The following is a 23,811-nucleotide window of genomic DNA, read 5'->3' on the forward strand; positions in this document are numbered from 1 at the left end:
GCGACCCTACCCAGCGGGTGGGCCGCGGCGTGGGAGGCCCGGGGGTCAGGAGCCGGACGGTCCGAGCAGGAGGTAGCCCTGGGCCGCGAGCGCGATGACGACGGCGACCAGCTTGCCGGTGGGCAGCGTCGTCTCGTAGTGCAGCCGGTCGATGAGGAGGATGCCGACCTGGAGCAGGACGATCCAGCCCATCGTCACGACGGCCAGCTCGGCGTAGCGCAGCGACGAGGCGTAGACCCAGAAGAGGACGACGAACGAGGTGACGCCGCCGGCGAGCGCGACGCCGCTCCCCCGCTCGGCCCACTCCTTGGCGGCGACGGCGCCGAGCAGGTCGAGCCCGGCGAGCGCGCCCATGGCGAGCAGGGCGACGAGCGGCAGCGGCCAGGACTCGGGGACCGACAGCAGCGGCAGCGAGCGGAAGGTGGACACGGCGGGCCTCCCGGGGTGGGCGGGGACGGCGGAGGGGAGCCGTCTCCCGAGGGGAGGCGCGAGGGGTCGGTCCTGATACGTCCGCGCGCGGGTCAGTCGCCGGTCCACACCTCCGCGACCCGCGGGGCGATGCGCCGGCCGTGGGCCCGGGCGGCCTCGAAGGTGGCCGCTCCCCGCGTCATGTCGAGCGGGTTCGCGCCCATGGCCCAGAGGTCCTTGGCGTCGGGGACGACGAGGTGGGTGCGGCTCTGCGGGCGCAGGGCGCGCAGCTGCATCCGGGGCAGGTCGCGCAGGTGCGGCCCGACCGGGTAGGGCGAGAGGACGAGGATTCGGCGGTGGCCGGCCGCGAGGTCGGCGTTGGCGATGCTCCGCAGGCCGCCGTCGACGTACCGGCGGCCGGCCACCTCGACCGCGGGGAAGACACCGGGCACCGCGCAGCTGGCCGCGACGGCCCGCTCGAGCGGGACCTCGCCGCTGCCGTCGAAGACGACGGAGGTGCCGGTCTCGGCGTCGACCGCCGTGACGAGGAGTCGGCCGTGCGGCCACTGCCGGCCGATGAGGCCGAGCCCGACGGTGTCGAGCCACTCCTCCTCGGTGGGGGTCGCGGCCGAGAGCGCGGCCCGCGAGACGAGGGCCCGTCCCTCGCGGGGGTCGCGGGTGCGGGCGACCTGGGCGCGCACGTACCGCCCGGCGTCGGCGGCGCCGAGCCGCCCGTAGCTGGCGAGCGGGGCTCCCTCGCGGATCCGGGCGAAGGCGTCGCCCTCGTCGGTGCCGAGGCGCAGGTGGGCGGCGACCATCGAGCCCGCGGACGTGCCGATCATCGTGTCGGCGTCGCGCACGTCGACGCCCTCGTCGCGCAGGCCGAGGATGATGCCCGCCTCCCACGCGATGCCCGTCGCGCCGCCGCCGGCGAGCACGAGGGCGCGCTCGAGGCCCTCGGCGGGCGGCTGCCAGTCGGCGAATCCGGTGCTCGTCGGGTCGGCGACGCGGCTGCTGCCCTCGATCTCCTGCTCGTCCACGAGCGACATTGTCGGGGGCGCGGGCCCCTCCGGTCACGTCCGGGCGGGGTGAGGGTGCTCACCGGATGGGCGGCGGAGGTCAGCCCCGGGCCGCGAGCGCCGTCCGGACTAGGCGCGGGTGGTCGGTGATGACGCCGTCGACCCCCCAGCCGAGGGCCCGCTCGACGTCGTCGGGGTCGTTGACCGTCCAGACGTTCGTGGCCAGCCCGAGGTCGTGCACGCGCGAGACGAGCTCGGGGGTGATGTTGCCGAGCGCGGGGTTGAGGGCGTCGAGCCAGGTGCTGTCGGCGGCGACCCGCTCCTCGTCGGGCACGCCGTGGTGGACGAGGGCGAGCGGGACCTCGGGCGCGAGGTCGTGGAAGGCCCTCAGCCAGTCGCGGTCGCTCGACTGGACGACGAGCCGGCCGGCGGTCAGGGCCTCGACGAGTCCGGGCAGGGCGCGCAGCGCGGCGGCGAGGTCGTGCTCGATGCCGGGGTGCAGCTGCGGGTCCTTGGCCTCGACGAGCATCCCCGTGTCTACGACCGCCTCCGCCCACTCCTCGAGGGTGGGCACCGGCTCACCCACGAACTCCGGACCGAACCACGACCCGGCGTCGAGGCGGCGGACCTCCTCGAGGGTGAGGTCTCGGACCCACCACGGCTCCCGGTCGGGGAAGTGCTCGCGGACGTCGGTGGTGCGGGCGAGCGACTCGTCGTGCAGCACGACGAGCACGCCGTCGCGCGTGCGTTTGACGTCGGTCTCGACGACGTCGGCTCCGTGCGCCCGCGCGAGCCGGACCGCGGCCAGCGTGTTCTCCGGGGCGTCACCCGCCGAGCCCCGGTGCGCGACGACCGTGACCCGGTGCGCTCGTGGTGTCGCGCTCAGGCGGCATCACCCGCCCCGGACGACACCGCGGCGCCATCCGCCGACGTCCCCACCGCGGCGGATGGCGCCGGGCGGACGGCCTCGATCGGCAGGCTGACCAGCTCGTCGTCGACCCGCACCTGGCAGCGCACCGACCCGACGAGCTCGACCTCGCCGGTCATCCCCGCCCACGGACCCATCGCCACCTCGACGAGGTCGCCGAGCCCGGGCGGCTCGACGGCGGTGACCGGGACCGCGGCCCGCCGCACCTCCGCGAGCTCGGCAGCGTACGAGGGCGGCAGGGTGGCCGGCCCTCCCCGGAAGCTCCAGGTGAACAGGTGCGCGGTGTCGAAGCGGCGCGAGCAGCGCCCGCACGACATCAGCCGGGTGGGCGCCCGGTGCCGCGTGCGCTCGTGACCGGCCGGGCAGCGTCCCACCCAGTCGCCCGGGACCCGCGGCGCGTCGGCGGGGACGCACCGCTCCCCCGTGCAGCCGATGCGGACGGCCGTGGCGCGCCACACCGCGTCGTGCCCGTGCTCGGGACCGACGAGCGCGTGCGCGATCTCGTGGAGCACGGTGTCGCGGACGTCCTCCTCGGAGTGCAGCGCCGTGAGCGGCCCGCTGATGCCGATCTGCCGACGGGCGAACCGGCACACCCCGGCCCGGGTCTTGGCACGGTCGGCGACGAGGGTCCAGCCGTCGAGGCCGTGCTCGCGCATCAGGCGCCGCCCCATCGCCAGGGCCTGCTGCACCTCCACGCCACGCACCTCCTCGCCGTGCCGCCACCGGGACGGGCGACCTGCCGGTCACCCTGTGCGACAACCCTAGGCACGGGGACCGACACGGCGTCCGCGGCACACCGTGCACGCGGCCATGCCTGTGGACGACGACGTCCCGGCCCGCGCCTGTGGACGAGGCACCGACAACCACCGAAGTCGTCCGTCGCTATCGGTCCGATCGGCGCGGAGCGTGCCTACCCTCGGTCGAGGTGCCTGCCGGGAGACGCGCACCCGAGGCGCAACGGAGCGCCGGGACGACGGAAGGGGAAGGGCATGGCCGCCACCACCGACGAGCAGAGGGCACCGGCCGGAGGCCTGCTGTCCCTCCTCGACCGCCACCACACGGTGGCCCCGCAGAGCTACAACCGGTGGCTCATCCCGCCGGCCGCGCTCGCCATCCACCTCTGCATCGGGCAGGCCTACGCGACGAGCGTCTACAAGACCTCGATGGTCGCCCACTTCGACAGCTCGCTGACGGCGGTCGGCATCGTCTTCTCGATCGCCATCGTCATGCTCGGGCTCTCGGCCGCGGTGCTCGGGACGTGGGTCGACCGGGTCGGGCCGCGCAAGGCGATGTTCACGGCGGCGTGCGCGTGGGCCCTCGGCTTCTTCGTCGGGGCGATCGGCATGGCGACGACGCAGCTGTGGCTCGTCTACCTCGGGTACGGAGTCATCGGCGGCATCGGCCTGGGCATCGGCTACATCTCGCCCGTGTCGACGCTCATCAAGTGGTTCCCGGACCGTCCGGGTCTCGCGACCGGCCTGGCCATCATGGGCTTCGGCGGTGGGGCGATGGTCGCCTCGCCCCTCTCGCGCCAGCTGCTGAAGTTCTACGACCCCGAGTACGACCCGTCGGTCGCGTCCTCGCTCGCCAACGGCCACGCCCTGACGATGCTCTTCGTCAGCCTCGGCGTCATCTACTTCCTCATCATGATGATCGGCGTGACGAACGTCCGCGTGCCGGCGCCCGGCTGGACCCCGGCCGGCTTCGACCCGTCGACGCTCTCGGACAAGAGCGAGCTGATCACGGACCGCAGCGTCTCGGCGGCCAACGCCATCAAGACGCCGCAGTTCTGGATGCTGTGGATCGTCCTCTTCTGCAACGTGACTGCGGGCATCGGCATCCTCGAGCAGGCGGCACCGATGATCCAGGACTTCTTCCGCGGCTCCGACGGCAAGTCGTCGGTGGCGGTCGCGGCGGCCGGTGGGTTCGTCGGGCTGCTGTCGCTCTTCAACATGGCCGGTCGGTTCGTGTGGTCGTCGACGTCGGACAAGATCGGGCGCAAGCCGATCTATATGGTCTACCTCGGCGTGGGCATCGTGCTCTACCTGCTTCTCGCGCTTGCCGGTTCGACGGCGACGGCGATCTTCGTGCTCGTCGCGGCGATCATCATCAGCTTCTACGGTGGCGGCTTCGCCACCGTGCCGGCCTACCTGCGCGACCTGTTCGGCACCTTCCAGGTCGGCGCCATCCACGGCCGGCTGCTCACGGCGTGGTCGGCGGCCGGGGTCGCCGGGCCGCTCATCATCAACGGCTTCCTCGACGCCGCCGGTACGCCCGGCAAGCTGACCGCGGCCGACTACCGGCCGGCGTTGTTCACGATGGTCGGGGTGCTGGCGGTGGGCTTCGTCGCGAACCTGCTCGTCAAGCCGGTGGACGCGCGCTTCCACGAGCCCGAGGGCGCGGCGGCGGCTGCGGCGGCCGACTTCGCCGAGGGCGAGTCCGAGGGGTCGGTGGCCCGCGGTGGGTCGGTGCGGGTGTACCTGTCGTGGGGGGTCGTGCTCCTGCTGCTGGCCTACGGCGTGTGGCAGACGCTCGTGACGGCGGCCAAGCTCTTCGCCTGACGCGCGGCTCGTGCGTCCGCCGCGGGCGCGGTTGTCGGTCTCGGACGGGGTTGTTGCCGCGTCCGACGCCGACAACCCCGTCCGCGTCGCGGGTGCACGCCGCCGGCGTCCGAAGAATCCGGGGTGATGGCACCGGTTTCTCCGGTCGGTGGCGGCCCCGGCCGGTCGCACTCGGCCTGACGGCGTCAGCTGGTGTAGAGCCGGGACTTCGCCTCGCGGATGGTCAGGGTGACCGGGGTGCCCTGGAGGTCGACCTCGCCGGGGATGTCGATCCAGCCGCTGCCGCCCACCCGGAACTGTCCGGTGTAGACGATGTCGACCCGCACCTGCTGCTTCCCGGGCTGCGTGTAGGTCTGCACGACGGTGCCGCTCGGGTACGGGCCGCCGAGGTCGGTGGTCGGCCCGATGGTCCGCTCGCCCAGGTGGTAGGTCACCGACTTCAGCCGTGGACGCACCTCGATGCGGTGGCCCAGCAGGCGGGCGGGGTCCGGGTGGTCGACCTCGTCGGGGCCGAAGCCGGAGTCGGGGAAGGTGACCTGGAAGAACGTCGGGAGGTTGACCAGCGTGACGTCCCCCTCGGGCTGGATGTTCACCGTCGGCACCGTGAAGTCGGTGTGGTGAAATGCATCTCGAATCATCGCCATCGTCAGCACGTTCGTTGCCCCGGGAACCAGTTCGGGAAAGCACGTCACGCCTCGGGCACGCCATTGTCCATCGGCACCATCAACGGGGGCGCCCGCCTTGGTCGTCTGCCGCGAGTAGATCGCGACAGCCGGGCCATCTCCAGGGGGCGCGATGCACATGATGGCCGCGCGCCCACAAAGCTCATCTGACCCGGCTCGACCTGGATAGCCGTTGCACGGTGAGACGCTTGCGTACTGGAACCACGGCCCGGTATCGGCACGGCTGAGTCGCTGCGTGTCCCAGGCTCGGAGTGTGCTGGCCGAGACGAAGGAGAGGTCTGTTCCGCTGTCGGTGGCTGTCGAGTCGACGTCGACGGGTGGTGGCTCGGTGGGGTCGGCGTGCGCGGCAACGGTTCCTGCCAGCCAGAGCAGAAGCACGGTCACGAGCAGCCGCTTCACGATGTCCTCTCCACCGCGAACATGAGCCACACGCCCTCTTGCCACTTCAGGCCGATGTTCCTGGGCAGCGTCTTCTCAGGGTCAGTGCGGGTGACAGCCCCGGACTCGTCGAGGATGCGCGTCTGGTTCTGACGCAGGGTCCCCGTGAGGTAGATCTGGCCCTCCGGTGCCCCGGAAATGGCCTGGATGTCAAGCAGTGTGACCGGCGCCTTGTCGTACCGCTGCTTGTTGTCGACTAACCACTTGGCCTGCGTCTCGACGGTCGCGCAGAACTTACAGTCCTTGGCGCTGAACTTTGCGACTAGTCCTGCCTCCGGCTTCGTCCATGCCACGTTGAACTGCTCCATGTAGAACTTCACGAAAGCTTCGGCGCCGGCGTCGGTCTGCTCACGCGCAGCGGCGGGGATCTGCGGACCCGACTCCGTGACCGACGGTGACGGCGACGGACTGGGCGTCGGGCTGGCCGACGAGCTCGACGCCGACGGCGTGGACGTGACGACCGGGTCGTCGGCGGAGTCGCACCCCGCCAGCACCCCGGCGGCGAGCATCGCCACCACCGCCCACCGCACCGTGCCCGCCACGCGTCCCTCTCCCGGGCCACCCCCTCGGCGACCCTGCACGCCCCAAGGTAGCCAAAACCCCCACATCCGCCACCGGGGTTGTCCACAGGCGGCCACCGACGCCCGCCGGTGACACCGACCGGCCACGCACCACCGCGTCCGGCGCGTCAGGCGCGCCCGGCCACCACCGCGTCGGCGTGACGGGCCACCCATCCCATGAGCGGCACGAGGTGGGCACCCAGCTCCTCCCCGAGCGGCGTGAGGCTGTACTCGACGCGCGGCGGGATGACCGGGAAGGCCTCGCGGTGCACGAACCCGTCGGCCTCGAGCGTCCGCAGCGTCTGCGCGAGCATCTTCTCGCTGACCCCCTCCGCCCGCCGCCGCAGCTCGCTCCACCGCTGCGGCCCGTCGGTGAGCGACAGGAGGACGAGCAAGCCCCACTTGCTCGTCACGTGGTCGATGACCACCCGACTCGGGCAGGCCGCCGGGAAGATCCCGTCGGGAAACGCCTGCCGCACCGCGCTGACCTCGTCACTCACCGTCACGTCAGTACCTTACCCAAAAGTGCGTACTACCTCTCGGGAAGCACCACCCCGCCTGCGCGGTTGCCCCGCACGGACACACCGACCACCCCGGACACCCCCGAGAGGAACCACCATGACCATCGTCGTCACCGGAGCCACCGGCCACCTCGGCCACCTCGTCGTCGAGGCGCTGCTGCGTCGCGGCGCCGACCCCGCCCAGGTCGTCGCCACCGGTCGCGACCTCGCGAAGGTCGCCGACCTCGCAGCACGTGGCGTCCGCACCGTCGCCTCCGACTACACCGACCCCGAGTCGCTGCGCGCGGCGTTCGCCGGCGCCGACCGCGTGCTCCTGGTCTCCGGCAACGAGATCGGCCAGCGCCTTCCCCAGCACACCAACGCCGTCGAGGCCGCGAAGGACGCCGGCGTCGACCTCCTCGCGTACACGAGCATCCCGCAGGCCGACACCTCCGGCATGCAGCTGGCCGCCGAGCACCTGGCGACCGAGCAGGTCATCCGCGACTCCGGCCTGCCGTGGGTCTTCCTCCGCAACTCCTGGTACCTCGAGAACTACCTCCCGCAGCTGCCGACCTGGCTCGAGCACGGTGCGATCCTCGGCGCCGCCGGGGACGGACGCGTCAGCGCCGCCACCCGCGCCGACTACGCCGACGCCGCCGCAGCCGTCCTCCTCGACCCCGCCACCACCGGCGGCACGGTCCACGAGCTGGGCGGCAGCAGCGCCTTCACGCTCGCCGAGCTGGCGGCCGCCGTCACGGAGGCCACCGGCACCGACGTCGCCTACCGCGACCTGTCCGAGGCCGACCTCACCGACGCCCTCGCCGACGCCGGCCTCCCGCGCCCGTACGCCGCCGTGCTCGCCGACTCCGACCGCGGCATCGCGCGCGGCGCGCTGGAGGTGACGAGCGGCGACCTCGAGCGCCTCATCGGCCGCCCCCCGACGACGATGGCGCACGCCCTCGCCGACGCCGTCGCGGCAACCCGCGCGGCCTGACCCGACCGAGGAGGAGGATGGCCCGATGACCACGAGCACCCCCCGCATCGCCGTCACGGGAGCGACCGGCGCGGTCGGCGGGATGGTCGCCCGCGACCTCGCCGACCGCGGTGTGCCGCAACGACTCGTCGTGCGCGACCCGTCGCGCGCCCCGCAGCTGCCCGGCGCCGAGGTGGTCGCGGCGACCTACGGCGACGCGGACGCGATGCGCGCCGCGCTCGAGGGGGTCGACGTCCTCCTCCTCGTCTCGGCCTCGGAGTCCGCCGACAGGATGGCCGAGCACCGCTCGGCCGTCGAGGCGGCCTCGGCGGCCGGAGTCGGGCACGTCGTCTACACCTCGTTCCTCGGTGCCGCGGCCGACTGCACCTTCACCCTCGGCCGCGACCACTGGGCGACGGAGGGCCTCGTCCGCGACGCCGGGCTGTCGCACACCTTCCTGCGTGACAGCCTCTACCTCGACTTCCTGCCGCTCATGGTCGGCGAGGACGGCGTCGTGCGCGGGCCCGCCGGGGACGGCCGGCTCGGCGCCGTCGCGCGCGAGGACGTCGCCCGCACGGCCGTTGCCGCGCTCCTCGACCCCGACGCCCACCGGAACCTGACCTACGACCTCACGGGCCCGGAAGCGTTGTCGTTCACCGAGATCGCGGCCACGATCGCCGAGATCACCGGACGACCCGCCACCTTCCACGACGAGACGGTCGAGGAGGCGTACGCGTCCCGCGCGGGCTACGGCGCTCCACCGTGGCAGCTCGACGCCTGGGTGTCGACGTACACGGCGGTGCGCGCCGGGGAACTCGACGTCGTCACCGGCGACGTCGAGCGGGTCACCGGCCGCGCACCGATCTCGTTGCGCGAGCTGCTCGCCCGCACCTGACGTCAGGCCACGCGACCCTTCGGGGCGTTGGCGGCGGTCTGCGCGGGGTCGCGGACGACGACGTCGCCGAGGGCCTCGTCGATGGCCGTCATCGCCGACGCCTCGAGCTTCACCCCGGCGGCCTTGACGTTGCTCTCGACCTGCTCGGGGCGCGAGGCGCCGACGAGCGCCGCCGCCACGTTGTCGTTCTGCAGGACCCAGGCGATGGCCAGCTGCGCCATCGTCAGGCCCGCCTCGTCGGCGATCGGCTGCAGCTTTTGCACCCGCGCGAGGAGGTCGTCGTCCATGAACCGCTTGATCATGTCGGCGCCCCCCTTGTCGTCGGTGGCGCGCGACCCGGCCGGGGGGGCCTCGCCCGGCTTGTACTTGCCGGTGAGGATGCCCTGCGCGATGGGGCTCCAGACGATCTGGCTGACGCCGAGCTCCTCGCACGCCGGCACGACCTCGTCCTCGATGACGCGCCAGAGCATCGAGTACTGCGGCTGGCTCGAGATCAGCTGGATGCCGAGGTCCTTCGCGAGCGCGTGCCCGGCGCGGATCTGGTCGGCGGTCCACTCGGACACCCCGATGTAGAGCGCCTTGCCCTGCCGGACGACGTCGGCGAAGGCCTGCATCGTCTCCTCGAGCGGGGTCTCGGTGTCGTAGCGGTGCGCCTGGTAGAGGTCGACGTAGTCGGTGCGCAGCCGGCCGAGCGAGCCGTGGATGGACTCCATGATGTGCTTGCGGGACAGGCCGGTGTCGTTCTTCCCGCCCGGTCCGGTGGGCCAGTAGACCTTCGTGAAGATCTCGAGGCTCTCGCGCCGCTCGCTGACGAGGGCCTCGCCGAGCACCGACTCGGCCCGGGTGTTGGCGTACACGTCCGCCGTGTCGAAGGTGCTGATGCCCGCGTCGAGCGCGGCCCGCACGCAGGCGGTGGCCGCGTCGTTCTCGACCTGCGAGCCGTGGGTCAGCCAGTTGCCGTAGGTGATCTCGGAGATCTTGAGACCGCTGTTGCCGAGGTATCGGAAGTCCATCCCGCCACCGTAGGCCGGGACCCCGCGCCGACGGTGGCCGGGGTGCGCCCCGACGCGGCTACTTCGACGACGGGGAGACGGTGGTGCCCGCCCCCGATGCCGGGTCGGTCGGCGCCGTCGCGGGCACCGACACGACGGTCCGCACGGGCACGGGGTCCTGGGCCCGCGCGTCCGCGCCCCCACCCGCGCCGACGTACAGGCCCAGGAGGCCGGTGGCGAGCGCGAGCATGATGCCGTGCCCGGTCAGCAGCTGCGGCTTGCTGCCGTAGAAGCCGGCGGGCCCGGGGACGGCCACGCCGTAGTCGTTGCGCCAGAAGCTCCATCCGCGCGGCGCGGCGGGCCAGTCCGGCTCCGGGGTCCAGCCGGGGTCGGGGAACCACCCCTCCGGCATGGGTGGCCAGGTCGGCGGCGCGGTGAACCGCATCGCGGCTACGCGGAGGCGCGGTGGCGAACGGCGCAGACCTCTTCGAGGCGCTCGGCCAGCCCGGGCACGGTGTCGAGCGCCAGCGGGATCATCACCGGGCTGTCGACGCCCTCGGCGCCGAGGCGCACCCCCCGCCCGAAGCGCTCGAGCAGCGAGACGGCGTCCATCGCGAAGTCGGCGCGCAGGATGTCGTCGCGGGTCAGCTCGGCGACCGCGAGGAGGTTGAGGTCGTCCCACGGGCCCGAGCAGGTGGCGCGCAGGGCGTGCACCTTGACCGAGTCCGCGCCGGGCGACGCGGCGAGGGCGCGGCGGGCGGTGGCGACGACGACGGCCGCGACGTGCTGGCGGTAGAGCCGGGCCCGGTGGGCGACCGACGCGCGGCGGATGGTCAGCGACCCGTCCGCGGCGAGGCGCACCTCCTCGGCCGGCAGCACGTGCTCGCCGGAGACGACGACCGCGACCTCGACGCACGCGCCGTGCGTGCCGAGCGCCGTGGCGCGCGACCCGCGGTCGGCGGCGAAGACGCCGTTGACGTACTCGGTGACCGTGCGGGGGTCGTTGGCGCACAGGGCGCTCCACCACTGGTCGATGCGGTGCTCCTCGGCCTGCACGCGCTCCTCGGCGGCCCGGCGGGCGGCGCCGATGTCGGTGAGGGCGCGGCGCTGGGCGACCTTCGCGGCGCGACGACGGTTCGCCATGTCGAACCACGGGACCCCGCGGACGGCGGCCTCGGCGTGCCGGGTGCGGATCGTCGACTCGTCGATCCGCTCGGGGGCCGGGGCGCTCGGGCGCTGGGCCGGCGCGAACCAGGAACGGTGCACGGAGGTGAGGGCGTCCTCGGCGTCGAGGATGGACTCCGCGAGCGCCGCCTTGGCCGCCGACGCGTGGTCGGAGGTCAGTCGGGGCGTCCGCTCGACCGCCGCGAGCTGGGCGCCCGACGACGCGACCCGGGGCGTGAACGTCGCCCGGAACGCGGGGCTCGAAACGCGAATGCTGACACTCGTTGCGGTGTCGACCGTGATGCTCACCTGACTCCTCCGGCTCCTCCCTGCTGCACTACGGAAGTTAGTGACGCGCAACGGCGCTCACGGGTGACTTGACCAACCCTTTACGAAGGTCGGCAACGGCCTTTACCGACACCGTTGTCCCCCTCGTCCGAACGGTCGACGGGCGGTGTCCGGACACCCGATCGCCCGCTCCCGCGGGGTGTGCCGCGACGCGGCGGACCCCTGTCGCCGGGTGCGCCCGACGCGGCACACTGGCCTCGTGCAGGTGCCGTGGGCCGTGGTGCCGGAGAACGTCCGGACGCTGCGCCACTACCCCCGCCGCCAGCTGCCCGGCGACCTGCTCGCCGGCCTGCTCGTCGCGGCCCTCGCAGTGCCCCAGGCCCTCGGGTACGCCGCGGTCGCGGGAGTGCCCGTGCAGGTCGGTCTGTACACGCTGCCGCCGGCCCTGCTCGCCTACGCGCTCTTCGGCACCTCGCGGGTGCTGTTCGTCGGACCGGTCTCGACGGTGTCGGTGCTGTCGGGGTCCATCGTGCGGGCCCTGGCCGGTGGCGACCCCGAGCTCGCCGTGCGGCTCACCTCGGCGCTGGCCCTCACCGCCGGGGTCGTGCTCGTCGTCGCAGGCCTGCTGCGGCTCGGCTGGGTGGCGCAGTTCCTCAGCCAGCCGATCGTCACCGGGTTCGTCGCGGGGCTCGTCGTGCTCATCGTCGTCGGGGAGCTGCCGGCCCTGGCCGGGTTGCCATCGCCCGCCGGCAACCTCGCCGAGCGCCTGCTCACCCTGGTCGGCGGGGTGGCGGACTTCGACGGGTTGACGCTGTCGGTCGGCGCGGGGGCGCTCGTCGTGCTCTTCGGGGGGCAGCGGCTGCTCCCCCGCGTGCCGTGGTCGCTCGTCGTGCTCGTCGCCGGCATCGTCCTGTCGTCCCGCGCCTCGCTCGCCGAGCACAGCGTCCTCGTCGTGGGCGCGGTGCCGGGCGGGCTGCCCGTGCCGTCGCTGCCGCTCGTCGACGTGCGGCTGCTCGGCGGGGTCGTCACCGGGGCGCTGGCCATCGCAGCGGTCGGCATCGCCGAGGGGCTGGCCGCGGTGCGCACCTTCTCGGCCGAGGAGGTCGATGCGCGCACCGACGACCGCGAGCTCGTCGCCCACGGCGCCGCCGACCTCGCCTCCGGGCTGTTCGGGGGGATGGGCGTCGGCGGGTCGCTGTCGAAGACGGCCGCCAACGCGAGCGCCGGCGCGCACACGCAGCTGAGCGGCATCACCTCGGCCGTCGTGACCCTCGCCGTGCTCGTCGCGGCCACCGGGGCGCTGGCCGAGCTGCCGCGCACCGTCCTGTCGGCGATCGTCGTCCACGCGGTGTGGGGCCTGGTGCGCCCGCGGGAGTTCACCCGGTACGCGCGGCTGCGGCGCAACGACGCGGTCGCGGCGCTCGTGGCGCTCGGCGGGGTGCTGGCCCTCGGGCCGCTGGGCGGGCTGCTCCTCGCGGTGGCCCAGTCGGTGCTCGGGCTCGTCTACCGGTCGGTGCAGGTCGACGTCGACGAGATGGGCCGGGTCGCGACGGAGAAGGCGGCGTGGGGGTCGCTGAGGTCGGACCCGACCCGGCGCACGTACCGCGGCGTCCTCGTCCTCCGGCCGAGCGGCCCGTTGTTCTGGGCCAACGCCTCGACCGTGCTCGCCCAGGTCGAACGGGTCGCCCTGGCCCGGGCCGCGGAGGGTGGGCTGCGCGCCGTCGTGCTCGACCTCGAGGCGACGAACCAGATGGACTCGACGACGAGCGACCGGCTCACCCACCTCGTCCACGTGCTGCGGCGGCACGGCGTCGACGTCCACCTCGTGCGGGTGTTCGGTGAGGTCCGCCGGGTGCTCCGGCGGGCCGGCCTGCTCGACGACCTCGGGCCGGGGCACCTGTGGCACTCGATCGCCGCCGGGGTGAAGGCGGCGCGCGCGGCGCCGGAGGGCGAGGACGAGCCCGAGGACGGTGCCGACCCCGACGACGGGAGCTAGCCGGGGGACGAGTCGTCAGCCCGGCGGAGCCGTCGTCGAGGAGGTTCGGGTGAGCTCCGCGGTCGGTGACGGCTGCGGTGCGACGTGCTGCCCCCACTGCGCGCCGGCGGTGCGCGCCCAGTCCTCCCAGGCGCCGGACGACACCGACAGCCATGCCGAGGCCAGCAGGACGAGGGCGGCCGCCCGACGGCGCAGGCGGCGGTGCCGACGCCTGCGTTCGGCCGCGCGACGGGCATCACCGAGCTGGCGGCGGGTGGGTGGCGGAGCGGTGGTCACGGGCCGTCGAGCGGTGGTCACGGGCCGTCGAGTCGGCGGTCGTCGGTGGGGGGCAGATCGGCTCGCGCCGAGGTCGCGACCGATGGCGGCGAGCAGAAGGGGGTCGGTCGTCGTCGACGGGAACTCTGTCCGCACCTGCACCTTGAGCGCCTGGAGCTCGGCCTCCGGGGCGCGGCGCAGGCCGGTGACCCACCGGGCGAGGTGGGGCAGCGGGACGATCCACACACCGCGGACGACGCGCGGTTCACCGAAGCGCCGCGCGTCGCGGCCGACCAGGCAGATGGCTTGGGTCACGCCGTGCCGCAGGCGACCTGCGACGACCCCGGCCATCCACTCCACCCGGGCGAGCTCGCGGGTGCGAGGGCGGTGCGTGCGCTCACCGGTCGCCGACCAGTAGTGCTGGAAGAGGGTTCCGCCGTACTCGGTGACCTGCCCGCTCCAGTTCTTGGCGTCGACGAGGAGGATGCCGGTCGGGCCGACGACGAGGTGGTCGAGGTTCGACTCGGTGACCCCTGGCATGAGCAGTCGGTCGTGGAGGACGAGGTAGTCCGCCGGCAGCGTCGCGAGGGCGGCCGCCACCCGGCGTTCGCCCTCGGCACCGGCCGCCCACGCGGCCGCGGAGTCGTCACCGCGGGCCGCGAGCAGCTGCGCCATCCGCTCGGCGCTGCCCCCCGACTCCCCCATCCGTCCCTCCCGTCGCGTCCACCCCGCGGCGTGACCGTAGCCGGATGCCGTCCTGGTGTCCGGGGAACGAGGAAGTTCGGGACAGCGCGGGGCGAGGTGGGGTGTTCGAGTGCTCTCGGTTGAGTCACATGCTGAAGCAACCGAGAGCACTCCACACACACCCCCTTCGCACCCGGCCGACCCCCTCGCGGGCACGCGCGCGGGCGCCGGCAATGGCCCGGTCGGGCCATTCCCGCCGACCGGAGCGCCGCAGTAGGTTCGGACGTCTCCACGCGCGGGCCGGGGCTCTATGGCCGGCGAATCACCCGGCGCCGTCCGGGCTCCTCGGGTACAGGTCGTCGGCTCCGCGATCCGGCCGGTGACCCCGATGCCGGATCGCGGACACGGAGCCACCGATGAGCGATCGGAGCGTCCCGGGCCTCCCCGACGCCGGCAAGCTGCACCCCTACGACCACCGCGCCGGCGAGGACGACCTCGTCGTCGACGTCATCCGCCCCGGCGACCTCGTCGCCCTCACCGTCACCGTCCGCGGCGCCACGCTCGAGCCGCCGAAGAACCCCCGGGCCAAGGGCGCCCACTCCGTGCTCGTCGCCAGACCGGCCGCCACCCTCGTCGTCGACCTCCCCTTCCAGCACGGTCACGAGGAGGCGTCCTACGAGGCGGCCTCCGCGCCCCAGGTCGACCCGATGCACCCCGACGAGACGTCGACCGAGCCCGTCCCGCAGGTCGTCCTGCCGGCCCACGAGCCGGCGCAGTACCGGCCGGCCCGCGGCAGCCGCCTCGTCTTCGCGCTCCCCGAGGGCGGACGCATCGACTGGACGAGCGCCGGCATCCTCGGCGCCCTCCCCTGGCTCGAGGCCGTCCTGCACCCCCGTGGAGCCGCGCCGGGCAAGCGCCCCCCGCCCTACCAGCTGCCCTCCGGCAAGGTCTTCCTCGACCCGTTCCTCGAGGTCCCGCTGCTCAATGGCCTCTTCGCGGTCCTCAGGGGCGACGACGTCCTCATCACCCGCCGCGGCAGCGCCGGCACCGTCGTCCCCGACGCCGGCACCGTGCGGGGCCTGGCCGCGCTCGCAGCCAACGAGCGGCTCGTCTCCGACTACGCCCGCACCCACTCCGTCCGCCTGGGGCGGGGGATCGACATCGCCGCGGTCGACGGCCGGCTCGTCGGCCTCGTCGGCCGCCGGGACCTCGGCACCGTCTTCCGACGGGGCACCTACAGCCGCCGGGCGACCGGCGACGAGACCGCCATCGAGGCGCCCTTCCGGCTGCAGGTCTCCCCGACGAGCGAGGGCCACTGGGTGCACGCCGCCGAGCCGGTGCCGGCCGAGGACGCCCCCGGCAACGTCGAGCTCTGGCACACCCGGCTCGACACCGGCCACCGCACGCCCGAGGACCTCCTGCGCCCGGGACGCCCGCAGGACAGGGAGTCCCGGGTCGTCCGCGCCGTCTGGGCCCGCGACCGCGACGACCACCCGACCTCGGTGTGGCGCGACCCGTTCGCCGACGACGCCGACACCAAGCCGCTCGGCCCCGACACCATCTCGAGCACGGTCACCCCGACCCGGCCGTTCCTCGGGTCGCTCGACCAGGCCGACCGCCACCGCCTCGTCCGCCAGACCGCGGAGGTCTGGCCGGGCGCGGGCCGCTCGCGCATCGACCCGGTCCCGGTCGGCGCGGACAAGCTGTGGCTCACCGCCCTCGGCGCGTGGCTCGACCTGCACGGCCACTGGGACACCAAGCCCTACTCGGTCGAGGGCATCGCCTCGGTCCTCGCGTGGGACCACATCGCGACGGCCGGCCGCGACCAGTACGTGCGGGTCGTCTACCCCGGCTACCTCTTCCCGCTCGGCCAGCCGACCGTGCGGGTCAAGCTGACGCAGCGCAGCATCCGGCCCCAGGACGACCCGCGCGCCGGCCTCGTCCAGCGCCAGTTCCTCGTCGTCATCGACCCCCACCGTGACCACACGCCGGTGTTCGGGTTCCCGTTCACGAGCTCGCGGCTCTCCCCCGGCGCCACGCCGGCGCTCGACCCGCCCGGCGACGACCCGGTCCCCGGTCTCACCTCCTCGCAGGCGTTCTGGCCGCGTGTCGGCGGCCAGACCTTCGTCTGGAAGGTCGACACCGTCGACCGCGACGGCCGCCCCGGCACCGTCCCCGTCCCGCTCGTCTGGGTCGCCGAGCACGTCAAGGCCTCCGCCGACCTCAAGGCCCTCGAGAAGGGCTACCGCGAGGACTCGCGCCGCGTCATCGACCTCGGTGGTCAGCACGTCGCCTTCGCCCCGGCCGGTGAGGAGGGCGACTCGCGACTCGAGACCCGCTCCCTCCGGATGCTCGGCGCGGCCCGCCAGGGTGGTAGCACGCCCCGGATGTCGACCGCCGACGTCGTCCTGCCCGCGGCGCAGGCCGTCGCCGGCACGGGCGCCACCCGCGTCACGTACTTCCCCGAGTACCGCGCCAAGGGGTTCACGCCGGGCAACGCCGGGCGGGTGTGGGCCTCGACGCTGCTGCCCGGGATGGACACCGCCGCGGAGTACGAGGACGACCTCGGCACCACCGGCGCGACGACCGCGCGCGACGTCCCCCAGGACCTGCCGCGCATCGGGTTCGGCGGGAACCCCGGGGACGTCGGGTCCGACCAGGCGGGCGGCTTCGTCCAGCCGAACCTCACCGTCGCCGGCCTCTCGCAGAGCCGCGGCCCCGTGGGCGACCTCGCGTCGGTGGCGAGCGGGTCGTTCGACCCTGCCGCCTTCCTCGGCGACGCCCTGCCGAAGCTCTTCGGGCTCGTCGAGCTGCTCGACCTGCTGCCCGACGACGGGCCGCTCGCCGAGGCACCGGCCCTGGTTACCGAGGCCCTCGACACGTTCTCGGCCATCGAGAGCGAGGTCCAGCGGGCCGTCGCCACGGCACAGGACGCCGCGAACCAGGCTGCGGCAGTGCGCGACCGAGTACAAGCGGCCGGCGGTGCGGCCCTCGCCGACGCGCAGGCGCTGCTCGACGACGCCGAGGACCTCGCGACCGCCTTCGCCGACCTCCTGGCCTTCGTCGGTGGGCTGCCCGCGGCCCTCGCCGGTCTCGGGTCCGGTGACGTCGACGCCGCCCTCGCGGCCCCGAACGGCCTGAAGGACCGGCTGACCACCGCCTCAGGCGCGGCCCGCGCCCTCGTCCGCGCGCCGCTGCCGCTCTTCGCCCGCAACCGGCTCACCCAGGCCGCCGACGCCCTCGACCGCCTCGCCGCGTCGGCCGACCTGCTCGGCGACGTCCTCGCCGTGCTCCAGGGCATCGACCCCGAGCGCAAGGAGATCAGCTTCCGCTACGAGTGGGGTCCGAAGCTGTCGTCGTGGCCGAAGGGCAGCGCCCCGCTCGTCAAGCTCGAGGAGGACTCGCTCGTCATCGCCCTCGCCGGCACGCTGCGGGCCTCCGGGCCGCCGAGCGTCGAGGTGCTCGCCGAGCTGCGGAACTTCTCGCTCATCCTCTTCGCGTCCGAGCCGCTCGTGACGATCCCGTTCGAGCGGTTGGCCTTCCACGGCGGGACGTCGGGCAAGGCCGAGGTCGACGTCGTCATGGGCGACATCGTCTTCGGCGGCTTCCTGTCCTTCGTCGAGACCATCAAGGACCTCATCCCGCTCGACGGCTTCTCCGACCCGCCGAGCGTCGAGGTCACGCCGGCCGGGCTGACCGCGGGCTTCTCACTGACCCTCCCGAACCTCGCCGTCGGCGTCTTCAACCTGTCGAACATGTCGCTCGGGGCCGACGTCAAGGTGCCGTTCCTCGGCGAGACGATCAGCTTCGGGTTCAACTTCTGCACCCGCGAGCGTCCGTTCGTGCTGTCCGTCGTCTTCCTCGGCGGGGGTGGATGGTTCCTCATCCGCCTCTCCCCCAAGGGTCTCGAGGTGCTCGAGCTCGGGCTGGAGGCCGGCGCCTACCTCGCCGTCGACTTCGGCGTGGCGTCCGGGTCGATCTCCGCGGCCATCGGCATCTACATCCGGCTCGAGGGCGAGAAGGGTTCTCTCACAGGCTACTTCCGGCTGCGGGGCGAGGTCGACGTGCTCGGTCTGATCTCCGCGTCGATCGAGCTCTACATGGAGCTCGTCTACAGCTTCGACACGGGGAAGATGATCGGCCGCGCGCGGATCACCGTCGAGGTCGAGGTCCTCTGCTTCTCGGCGAGCGTGAGCATCGAGGCCGAACGCCAGCTGGCCGGCTCCAACGGCGACCCGAGCCTAAGGGAGGTCGTCATGGAGGACGACGGCAGTGCGCCCGCCTGGGACGACTACCTGCTCGCCTTCGCCACCGAGGAGGTCCCGGCATGAACGCCGAGTGGTTCACCGCCGTCGCGCTGCCGGTGTCCGTCGCCGACGACGCCCCAGCCCACGTTACCGTCTTCGTCGCACCCACCCTGCGACCCGACCACGCGGACGCCGTCCTCGGCGAGTTCGACCTGTTCCGCGACTGGGCCGGGGTCCTCGCGGCAGGCGTCGAGGTCACCCTCGTCGACCAGTCCGGCGAGTTCGCGGCTTCCGTCGACCTCTCCGGCGTCGACCTCACGCTGTGGGAGAGGGCGTTCGGCGACGACGTCCCGGTGCGGGCCAACCACGTGCCCGAGTGGCAGGCTCGCGACTGGCGCACCTTCGCCGCGAAGGACTGCGCCGACATCGCCAAGGCCGTCCACCTGTCGACGCTCGCCGCCGACCCCGTGACGCCGGTCCCCCCGAGCGCCCACCCGCTGCTCCAGGGCGTCGTGGGGATGGCCAACGAGGCGCACGCCATCACCTACGGCGGCCGCGGGACGCACGGCGACCGCGGCAGGCGCTGGCCGACCTACGACGAGTCGAAGCTCACCGACTACCTCGACGAGCGGATGCGGCGTGGGCCACGCGGGGCGTGGACGACCCCGGCCGCCGGCTCGATGCCCACCGACCCCGCCGACTCGGTCGGCACGGTCCTCGAGGCGCTGCACTACGCGCGCCGGTTCTACGAGCGCCCCGAGAGCCAGGCCGAGCACCAGGTGCTGGCCGACCCGCCCGCCAAGGTCGAGCCGCTGGAGCCGCCGACGCCCGAGTTCCACGAGCGCGTGGGCTCGGCCGGCGACCACCCGGCGTTCCTCCGCCGGCTCGGGCTGCTGCTGCCGGTGCGCTCGGATCCTGTGCGCCTCCGTCGCAGCCGGTGGCTCGCGGCGGTCGCCCGGACGCGTGGAGGCGAGGAAGCCTGCCGCTCACCCCGGCTCGCCGTGCGGGCCCTGCGCGACGGCTCCTTCGTGTCGCAGCCCAACCCCGACGACCCGGCCATCTGGTCCGACGGTGCGCTGGTCCTCGGCGACACCGACGTCTTCGACGTGGTCGACGTCGACCCGGACGGCTCCGCCATCAAGGCCGAGCGTTTCCTCACGACCATCCCGCGGCTGGCGCTCACCCAGCTGCAGGAGATGCCGGTGGATGCCGCGTCGCCGGCGCTGCGGGCCACCGGCTTCACGCTGACCCGGCGCCAGCAGGCCGGGCGCAGCCAGGACCAGCTCGATCGGCAGGAGGGCTACCAGTCCGCGCTCGAGGCTCCGACGCCGCCGCAGGACATGCCGCTGCTGCACACCCAGGACGTCACGCGTGGCATGCGGGTCGAGGTGTGGGACAGCGTCTCCCGGGTGTGGCACTCGTTGCACTCCCGACGCTCGACGCTCCTCGTGTCGGGCGAGGAGGTGTACCGCGACGACCCCGGGGAGGGGTTCATCCAGGGGACGAGCGCGACCGAGACTCGCGGCGTCGAGGGCGGGGCCGTGCACGTCCACGAGGCGATGTTCGGCTGGGAGGGCTGGAGCCTGTCGGTGCCCCGGCCCGGCAAGCGGGTCACGCCCGTGTACTCGGACGCGCCCGGCGGCGGCACCCACATCGAGGAGACGGCCGAGCCGACCTCCACCGACCCCACCGGGAAGGAGCCGCACCCCTTCGCCTTCACCCACGAGTACGCACCGGGCACCCTTCCCCGGCTGCGGTACGGCCGCGACTACGCCTTCCGCGCGTGGGGCGTCGACCTCGGCGGCAACGTGCGCCCGCACCACGTCGGCCCGCGGCCGCCGGCCCTCGTCGAGGTGGCCGACGCCGTGGCCCGCATGTCGCCGCTCTCCGACACCGCCCTGTCGCGCCGCCTCAAGGCCGCCGGGGGTGCCGACCTCCCGCGGCTGACCGCGACGCTGGCCACCGCGGTCGAGCCCGCCTCCGCCACAGGGCTGGCCGACCTGCGGGCGCTGCTCCCGGAGGACCCCGAGGCCTCGGTCGTCGGGGAGGTCGTGGCCGGTGGCGCCACGCGCGCACCGGCGGCCGACGAGCTGCTCCTCGACGCCGCCTCCCCCACGCTGCTGCGGACCGTCGTGGCGGGCGCCGCGCTGGGACGTCCGGCGGCCGAGGCCGTCGCCGCGGCCGAGGCCGTCGCCGCGGCCGAGTCCGACGCAGCCCCGCTGCGGGACATCGGCATCCGCGGTGTGGCGACCCGTCGGCTGCTCGCCGAGCCTCCCCCGCCCCCGGCCGGGATGGTCTCCCGGACCGCCGCGGTGGGGGCCGCCTTCCGGCAGGCCGCGGCCGCCGGTGCGGTGGCGCGCAGCACCGTCAGCGACGACCTGCTCGTCAACCGCGACCTGTTCGCCGGCCACCTCGCGGACGTCCTCGGCGTCGGGGCGCCGGGGCTCACCGTCCCCGGTGTGCGCCTGGGCGTCTCGACCGCCACGGCGGCCCGCCCGTTCCTCCGGTGGGACCCCGTCCCGCCGCCGGTCGTCGTGCCCCTCGCGCAGTTCACCGAGGGCGAGTCGCTGCGGGTCGTCGTCGTGCGCTCCGGCGTCGGCCAGGACCCCGACACCCTCGAGGTGACCGTGCAGCCTCCGGATGAGTACGCCGCGTCCGTGGCCGGCACCGCCCCGCTGTACGCCGGGAGCGCGCGGCGGCACCTCGCCCCGCCGAAGACCAGCCAGGTGCAGGCCGAGCTGCACGGCGCCTTCGACGCCGGCATCGACGAGGGGACGCCCGCGGCCCGGCGCCGGATGCTCGCCTGGGCGCTGCGCGAGGGCGGCACCTGGTACGACCGCGAGGTCCCGCACCCCACCGACCCCACCGGAGCCCCGTCGACCCAGGAGGGCGTGCACCTGCTGCCCGAGCCGGTCGGCACCGACCACTACAACCCGCACGACCCGCAGCGCCCGCTCAAGGTGCTGCCCCCGGCCGCGCCCACGGTCCCGGACGAGCTGGTGCTCCAGCCCGGCGACGCCCCCGCACCGGGCCAGTACGTCGTGCACGCCACCGAGGACCTCGACCTGCCGTACCTGCCGGACCCGCTGGCCTCCGGTGTCTCGCTGGCCTTCACGCAGGCCGGGTCCGGGCGGCACGTGGTGTTCCCGTGGGGCGCCGAGCAGGTCACCGCCGGGTACCCCGGCGAGTGGCCCGAGCGCGAGCCGTTCCTGCTCACCCTGTCCGGCGCCCCGCAGCTCGGGGCCTCCATCGACGGGCGGGCGCTCGACGTGCAGCTGCCGGCCGGCGACGTGCAGACCTTCCGGCTCGCGAGCACCCTCCCGGCCGACCGCCTGCCGTGGATGGGCGTCTGGCGCAGCCTCGACGACGCACTGACCGGCAACCCGGACGTGCGCGAGGCGGCATCCGACGGCCTGCTCTGGGCGCTGACGCCCGGCGAGGACGTGCGGCTCGTGCACGCGGTGCCGCGTCCGGTCACCGCACCGCGCCCCACCGTCGTCGCGCCGTTCCGGGCGGCTGGGTCCGTGCTGGCCTCGCTCGTCGGCGGGGTCGAGGTGCACGGCCCGAGCACCGAGAAGCTGACGACCTCCCTCGCCTGGACCGACCTCGTCGACGACGTCACACTCGACGCGCCGGTCGAACGTTCCTCCACCGCAGCGGGTTTCGAGGTCGCTGTCCGGCCGGAGGACCGCATCGTGCCGCTCTGGCTGGCCGACCAGACGCTCCCGTTCCCGGGGTTCGAGGGCGTCGTGCTGCGCAGCACCGTCCATCCGCTGCCGGACACCAGGCACCACGTCGTGCGGTACCGGTTCCGGGCCTCGACCCGGTTCCGCGAGTACTTCCCGGCGGCCCTCCTCGCCGGCGACCCGGCCGACCCGCTCGACGACGGTCAGAGCACGGTGAGCGCCGAGCTCGTCGTGTCCATGCCGTCGACGGTGCGCCCCGACCCGCCGGCCGTGCACTCGGTCCTGCCGCTGTTCCGGTGGGAGGAGACCGAGGAGCCGGAGCAGCCGTTCGGTCGTCGCCGGGTGCGGCGGCCGGGCGTGCGCATCTACCTCGAGCGGCCCTGGAACTCCAGCGGCGACGACGAGCTGCTCGCGGTGCTGCTGGCGGTCGGCGGTGACGACGAGAAGGCGCCGTACCCCCTCCCGGCCCCGAGCGACCCCGAGGCCGACCCGGCCGGCGGCTTCCCGTTCGTGAGCCAGTGGGGGGCGGACCCGATCTGGACGGCGCCCGGGGTGCCGAAGCGACCGGTGACGCTGGCCGAGCTCGACGACGCGCTGTCGGTGCTCGGGTGGGACGACCGGGTCGAGGCCGCCCGACCGGTGCACGCGCCGGTCACCCTGCCGCTCCCGTTGGAGCCCAAGGGTTTTGCGAGCCCGCCGGCCACGGTGCCCGTGGTCGTCGCGGCGTACCGTCCGCAGTACTCGCACGACCGGCACCAGTGGTACGTCGACGTCGCGTTCGACGCGCGGGCGACGTTCTGGCCGTTCGTGCGACTGGCCGTCTCGCGCTACCAGCCGGACTCGGTGGCCGGCGCCCACCTGTCGACGCCGGTGCGGCTCGACCAGGTGCAGCTGGCGCCGGAGCGCACGGTGTCGGTGGCCCGCACCGACTCCACGCACGCCCGGGTCGTCGTCTCCGGTCTGGCTGGGCACCGCGAGTCGGCGTCACGCCAGTACGCGGTCTCGGTGTCGCGCAACCGGACCCTCGTCGCTCGCCTGCAGCGGTACGTGCCGAAGGTCGGCGGCGACCTCGCGTGGTCGAGCGTCGACACGGTCGAGCTCGTCCCCCGTGGGTACGCGAGCCGGGTCGAGGACCTCGTGTGGGTCGGCGAGCTCGAGGCGGACGCGGTGATGGACGTCCGCACACCGGTCGGTGGCGTGAGCGCCGACGGGGCACCGGCCGGCTCGCGGTGGCGCGTCCGGGTCGAGGAGTGGGAGCGCTTCCCCGGCGACCCGCCGCCCCGCGCGGAGATGGCGCGCTTCGGCGAGGGACCGGTGTGGGAGAAGCGGCTCGTCTACGCCGACGACGTCTACCTCTGAGGTCGTTCGCGCCGCTTCTGGTACAGGTGGTGGACGTCACCTCGGCCGAACGGCCAGTTGATCCGGATTCGGTCGTGCGCACCGGAGCCCGCGCGTAACTTCGGAATCGGATCGCGCCCCCCTGCAACCGTGGCGCCGTGCGCGATCACCGTGACTGGCGTGCTGGGGAGTCGTA

The 23,811-nt window shown here is 74.1% G+C and carries 17 protein-coding genes; 6 read left to right on the top strand and 11 right to left on the bottom strand.

Features of this window, described 5'->3' with window-relative positions:
* Positions 1–45: 45 nt before the first annotated feature.
* The 4 genes from JQN70_RS07610 to JQN70_RS07625 form a co-directional block, all read right to left on the bottom strand.
* Entirely contained in the window at positions 46–429 is a 384-nt protein-coding gene (locus JQN70_RS07610; protein ID WP_204130726.1) for a hypothetical protein, read from the bottom strand.
* A 92-nt stretch (positions 430–521) separates the two neighbouring features.
* Positions 522–1,448 (bottom strand): patatin-like phospholipase family protein, encoded by a 927-nt coding sequence (locus tag JQN70_RS07615; RefSeq protein WP_204130727.1) that lies wholly within the window; start codon positions 1,446–1,448, stop codon positions 522–524.
* Positions 1,449–1,527: 79 nt separating this feature from the next.
* On the bottom strand, positions 1,528–2,313 hold the full coding sequence (locus tag JQN70_RS07620; RefSeq protein ID WP_204130982.1) for a glycerophosphodiester phosphodiesterase: 786 nt from the start codon (positions 2,311–2,313) through the stop codon (positions 1,528–1,530).
* Positions 2,310–3,050: a SprT-like domain-containing protein gene (locus tag JQN70_RS07625; RefSeq protein ID WP_204130728.1), complete on the bottom strand. Its 741-nt coding sequence runs from the start codon at positions 3,048–3,050 to the stop codon at positions 2,310–2,312. The genes JQN70_RS07620 and JQN70_RS07625 overlap by 4 nt, the downstream gene beginning before the upstream one ends.
* A 294-nt stretch (positions 3,051–3,344) precedes the next feature.
* Here JQN70_RS07625 and JQN70_RS07630 point away from each other — a divergent pair, with 294 nt between their 5' ends.
* Positions 3,345–4,916 (top strand): OFA family MFS transporter, encoded by a 1,572-nt coding sequence (locus JQN70_RS07630; protein WP_239111242.1) that lies wholly within the window; start codon positions 3,345–3,347, stop codon positions 4,914–4,916.
* A gap of 185 nt (positions 4,917–5,101) precedes the next feature.
* On the opposite strand, the gene JQN70_RS07635 is transcribed toward JQN70_RS07630, so the two are convergent.
* From JQN70_RS07635 to JQN70_RS07645, 3 genes are all read right to left on the bottom strand, one after another.
* Positions 5,102–5,560, bottom strand: coding sequence for a hypothetical protein (locus JQN70_RS07635; RefSeq protein WP_204130729.1), 459 nt, complete (start codon positions 5,558–5,560; stop codon positions 5,102–5,104).
* Between the two features lie 434 nt (positions 5,561–5,994).
* Entirely contained in the window at positions 5,995–6,579 is a 585-nt protein-coding gene (locus JQN70_RS07640) for a DUF6318 family protein (RefSeq protein WP_204130730.1), read from the bottom strand.
* Positions 6,580–6,725: 146 nt separating this feature from the next.
* On the bottom strand, positions 6,726–7,103 hold the full coding sequence (locus tag JQN70_RS07645) for a winged helix-turn-helix transcriptional regulator (RefSeq protein ID WP_204130731.1): 378 nt from the start codon (positions 7,101–7,103) through the stop codon (positions 6,726–6,728).
* 112 nt (positions 7,104–7,215) lie between these two features.
* Between JQN70_RS07645 and JQN70_RS07650 the strand changes: the two genes are divergently transcribed.
* Together JQN70_RS07650 and JQN70_RS07655 are read left to right on the top strand one after the other, a co-directional pair.
* A complete protein-coding gene (locus JQN70_RS07650; RefSeq protein ID WP_204130732.1) occupies positions 7,216–8,091 on the top strand; it encodes an SDR family oxidoreductase in 876 nt (291 codons plus the stop codon).
* A 25-nt stretch (positions 8,092–8,116) separates the two neighbouring features.
* Complete coding sequence (locus tag JQN70_RS07655; protein ID WP_204130733.1) at positions 8,117–8,965, top strand: SDR family oxidoreductase; 849 nt, start codon at positions 8,117–8,119, stop codon at positions 8,963–8,965.
* A gap of 2 nt (positions 8,966–8,967) precedes the next feature.
* Here JQN70_RS07655 and JQN70_RS07660 read toward each other — a convergent pair whose 3' ends face one another.
* Genes JQN70_RS07660 through JQN70_RS07670 form a run of 3 tightly spaced genes read right to left on the bottom strand, consistent with a single transcriptional unit; the run spans position 8,968 to position 11,430 of the window.
* Positions 8,968–9,978: an aldo/keto reductase family protein gene (locus JQN70_RS07660; protein ID WP_204130734.1), complete on the bottom strand. Its 1,011-nt coding sequence runs from the start codon at positions 9,976–9,978 to the stop codon at positions 8,968–8,970.
* A 58-nt stretch (positions 9,979–10,036) separates the two neighbouring features.
* Positions 10,037–10,369, bottom strand: a complete 333-nt coding sequence (locus JQN70_RS07665; protein WP_204130735.1) for a hypothetical protein — start codon at positions 10,367–10,369, stop codon at positions 10,037–10,039.
* Between the two features lie 38 nt (positions 10,370–10,407).
* On the bottom strand, positions 10,408–11,430 hold the full coding sequence (locus tag JQN70_RS07670) for a hypothetical protein (protein WP_204130736.1): 1,023 nt from the start codon (positions 11,428–11,430) through the stop codon (positions 10,408–10,410).
* Between the two features lie 238 nt (positions 11,431–11,668).
* Between JQN70_RS07670 and JQN70_RS07675 the strand changes: the two genes are divergently transcribed.
* Entirely contained in the window at positions 11,669–13,405 is a 1,737-nt protein-coding gene (locus tag JQN70_RS07675; RefSeq protein WP_204130737.1) for a SulP family inorganic anion transporter, read from the top strand.
* 15 nt (positions 13,406–13,420) lie between these two features.
* Here the strand turns inward: JQN70_RS07675 and JQN70_RS07680 are convergent, their stop codons facing one another.
* On the bottom strand, positions 13,421–14,365 hold the full coding sequence (locus tag JQN70_RS07680) for a nuclease-related domain-containing protein (RefSeq protein ID WP_204130738.1): 945 nt from the start codon (positions 14,363–14,365) through the stop codon (positions 13,421–13,423).
* Between the two features lie 395 nt (positions 14,366–14,760).
* Here JQN70_RS07680 and JQN70_RS07685 point away from each other — a divergent pair, with 395 nt between their 5' ends.
* Positions 14,761–18,675 carry a hypothetical protein gene (locus JQN70_RS07685; RefSeq protein WP_204130739.1) on the top strand — a complete coding sequence of 1,305 codons (3,915 nt, stop codon included), beginning with the start codon at positions 14,761–14,763 and terminating at the stop codon, positions 18,673–18,675.
* On the top strand, positions 18,672–23,636 hold the full coding sequence (locus JQN70_RS07690; RefSeq protein ID WP_204130740.1) for a hypothetical protein: 4,965 nt from the start codon (positions 18,672–18,674) through the stop codon (positions 23,634–23,636). Before JQN70_RS07685 ends, JQN70_RS07690 begins: the two co-directional genes overlap by 4 nt.
* Positions 23,637–23,811: the final 175 nt, after the last annotated feature.

This window comes from Phycicoccus sonneratiae (assembly GCF_016887965.1).
Classification (GTDB): Bacteria; Actinomycetota; Actinomycetes; order Actinomycetales; family Dermatophilaceae; genus Phycicoccus; species Phycicoccus sonneratiae.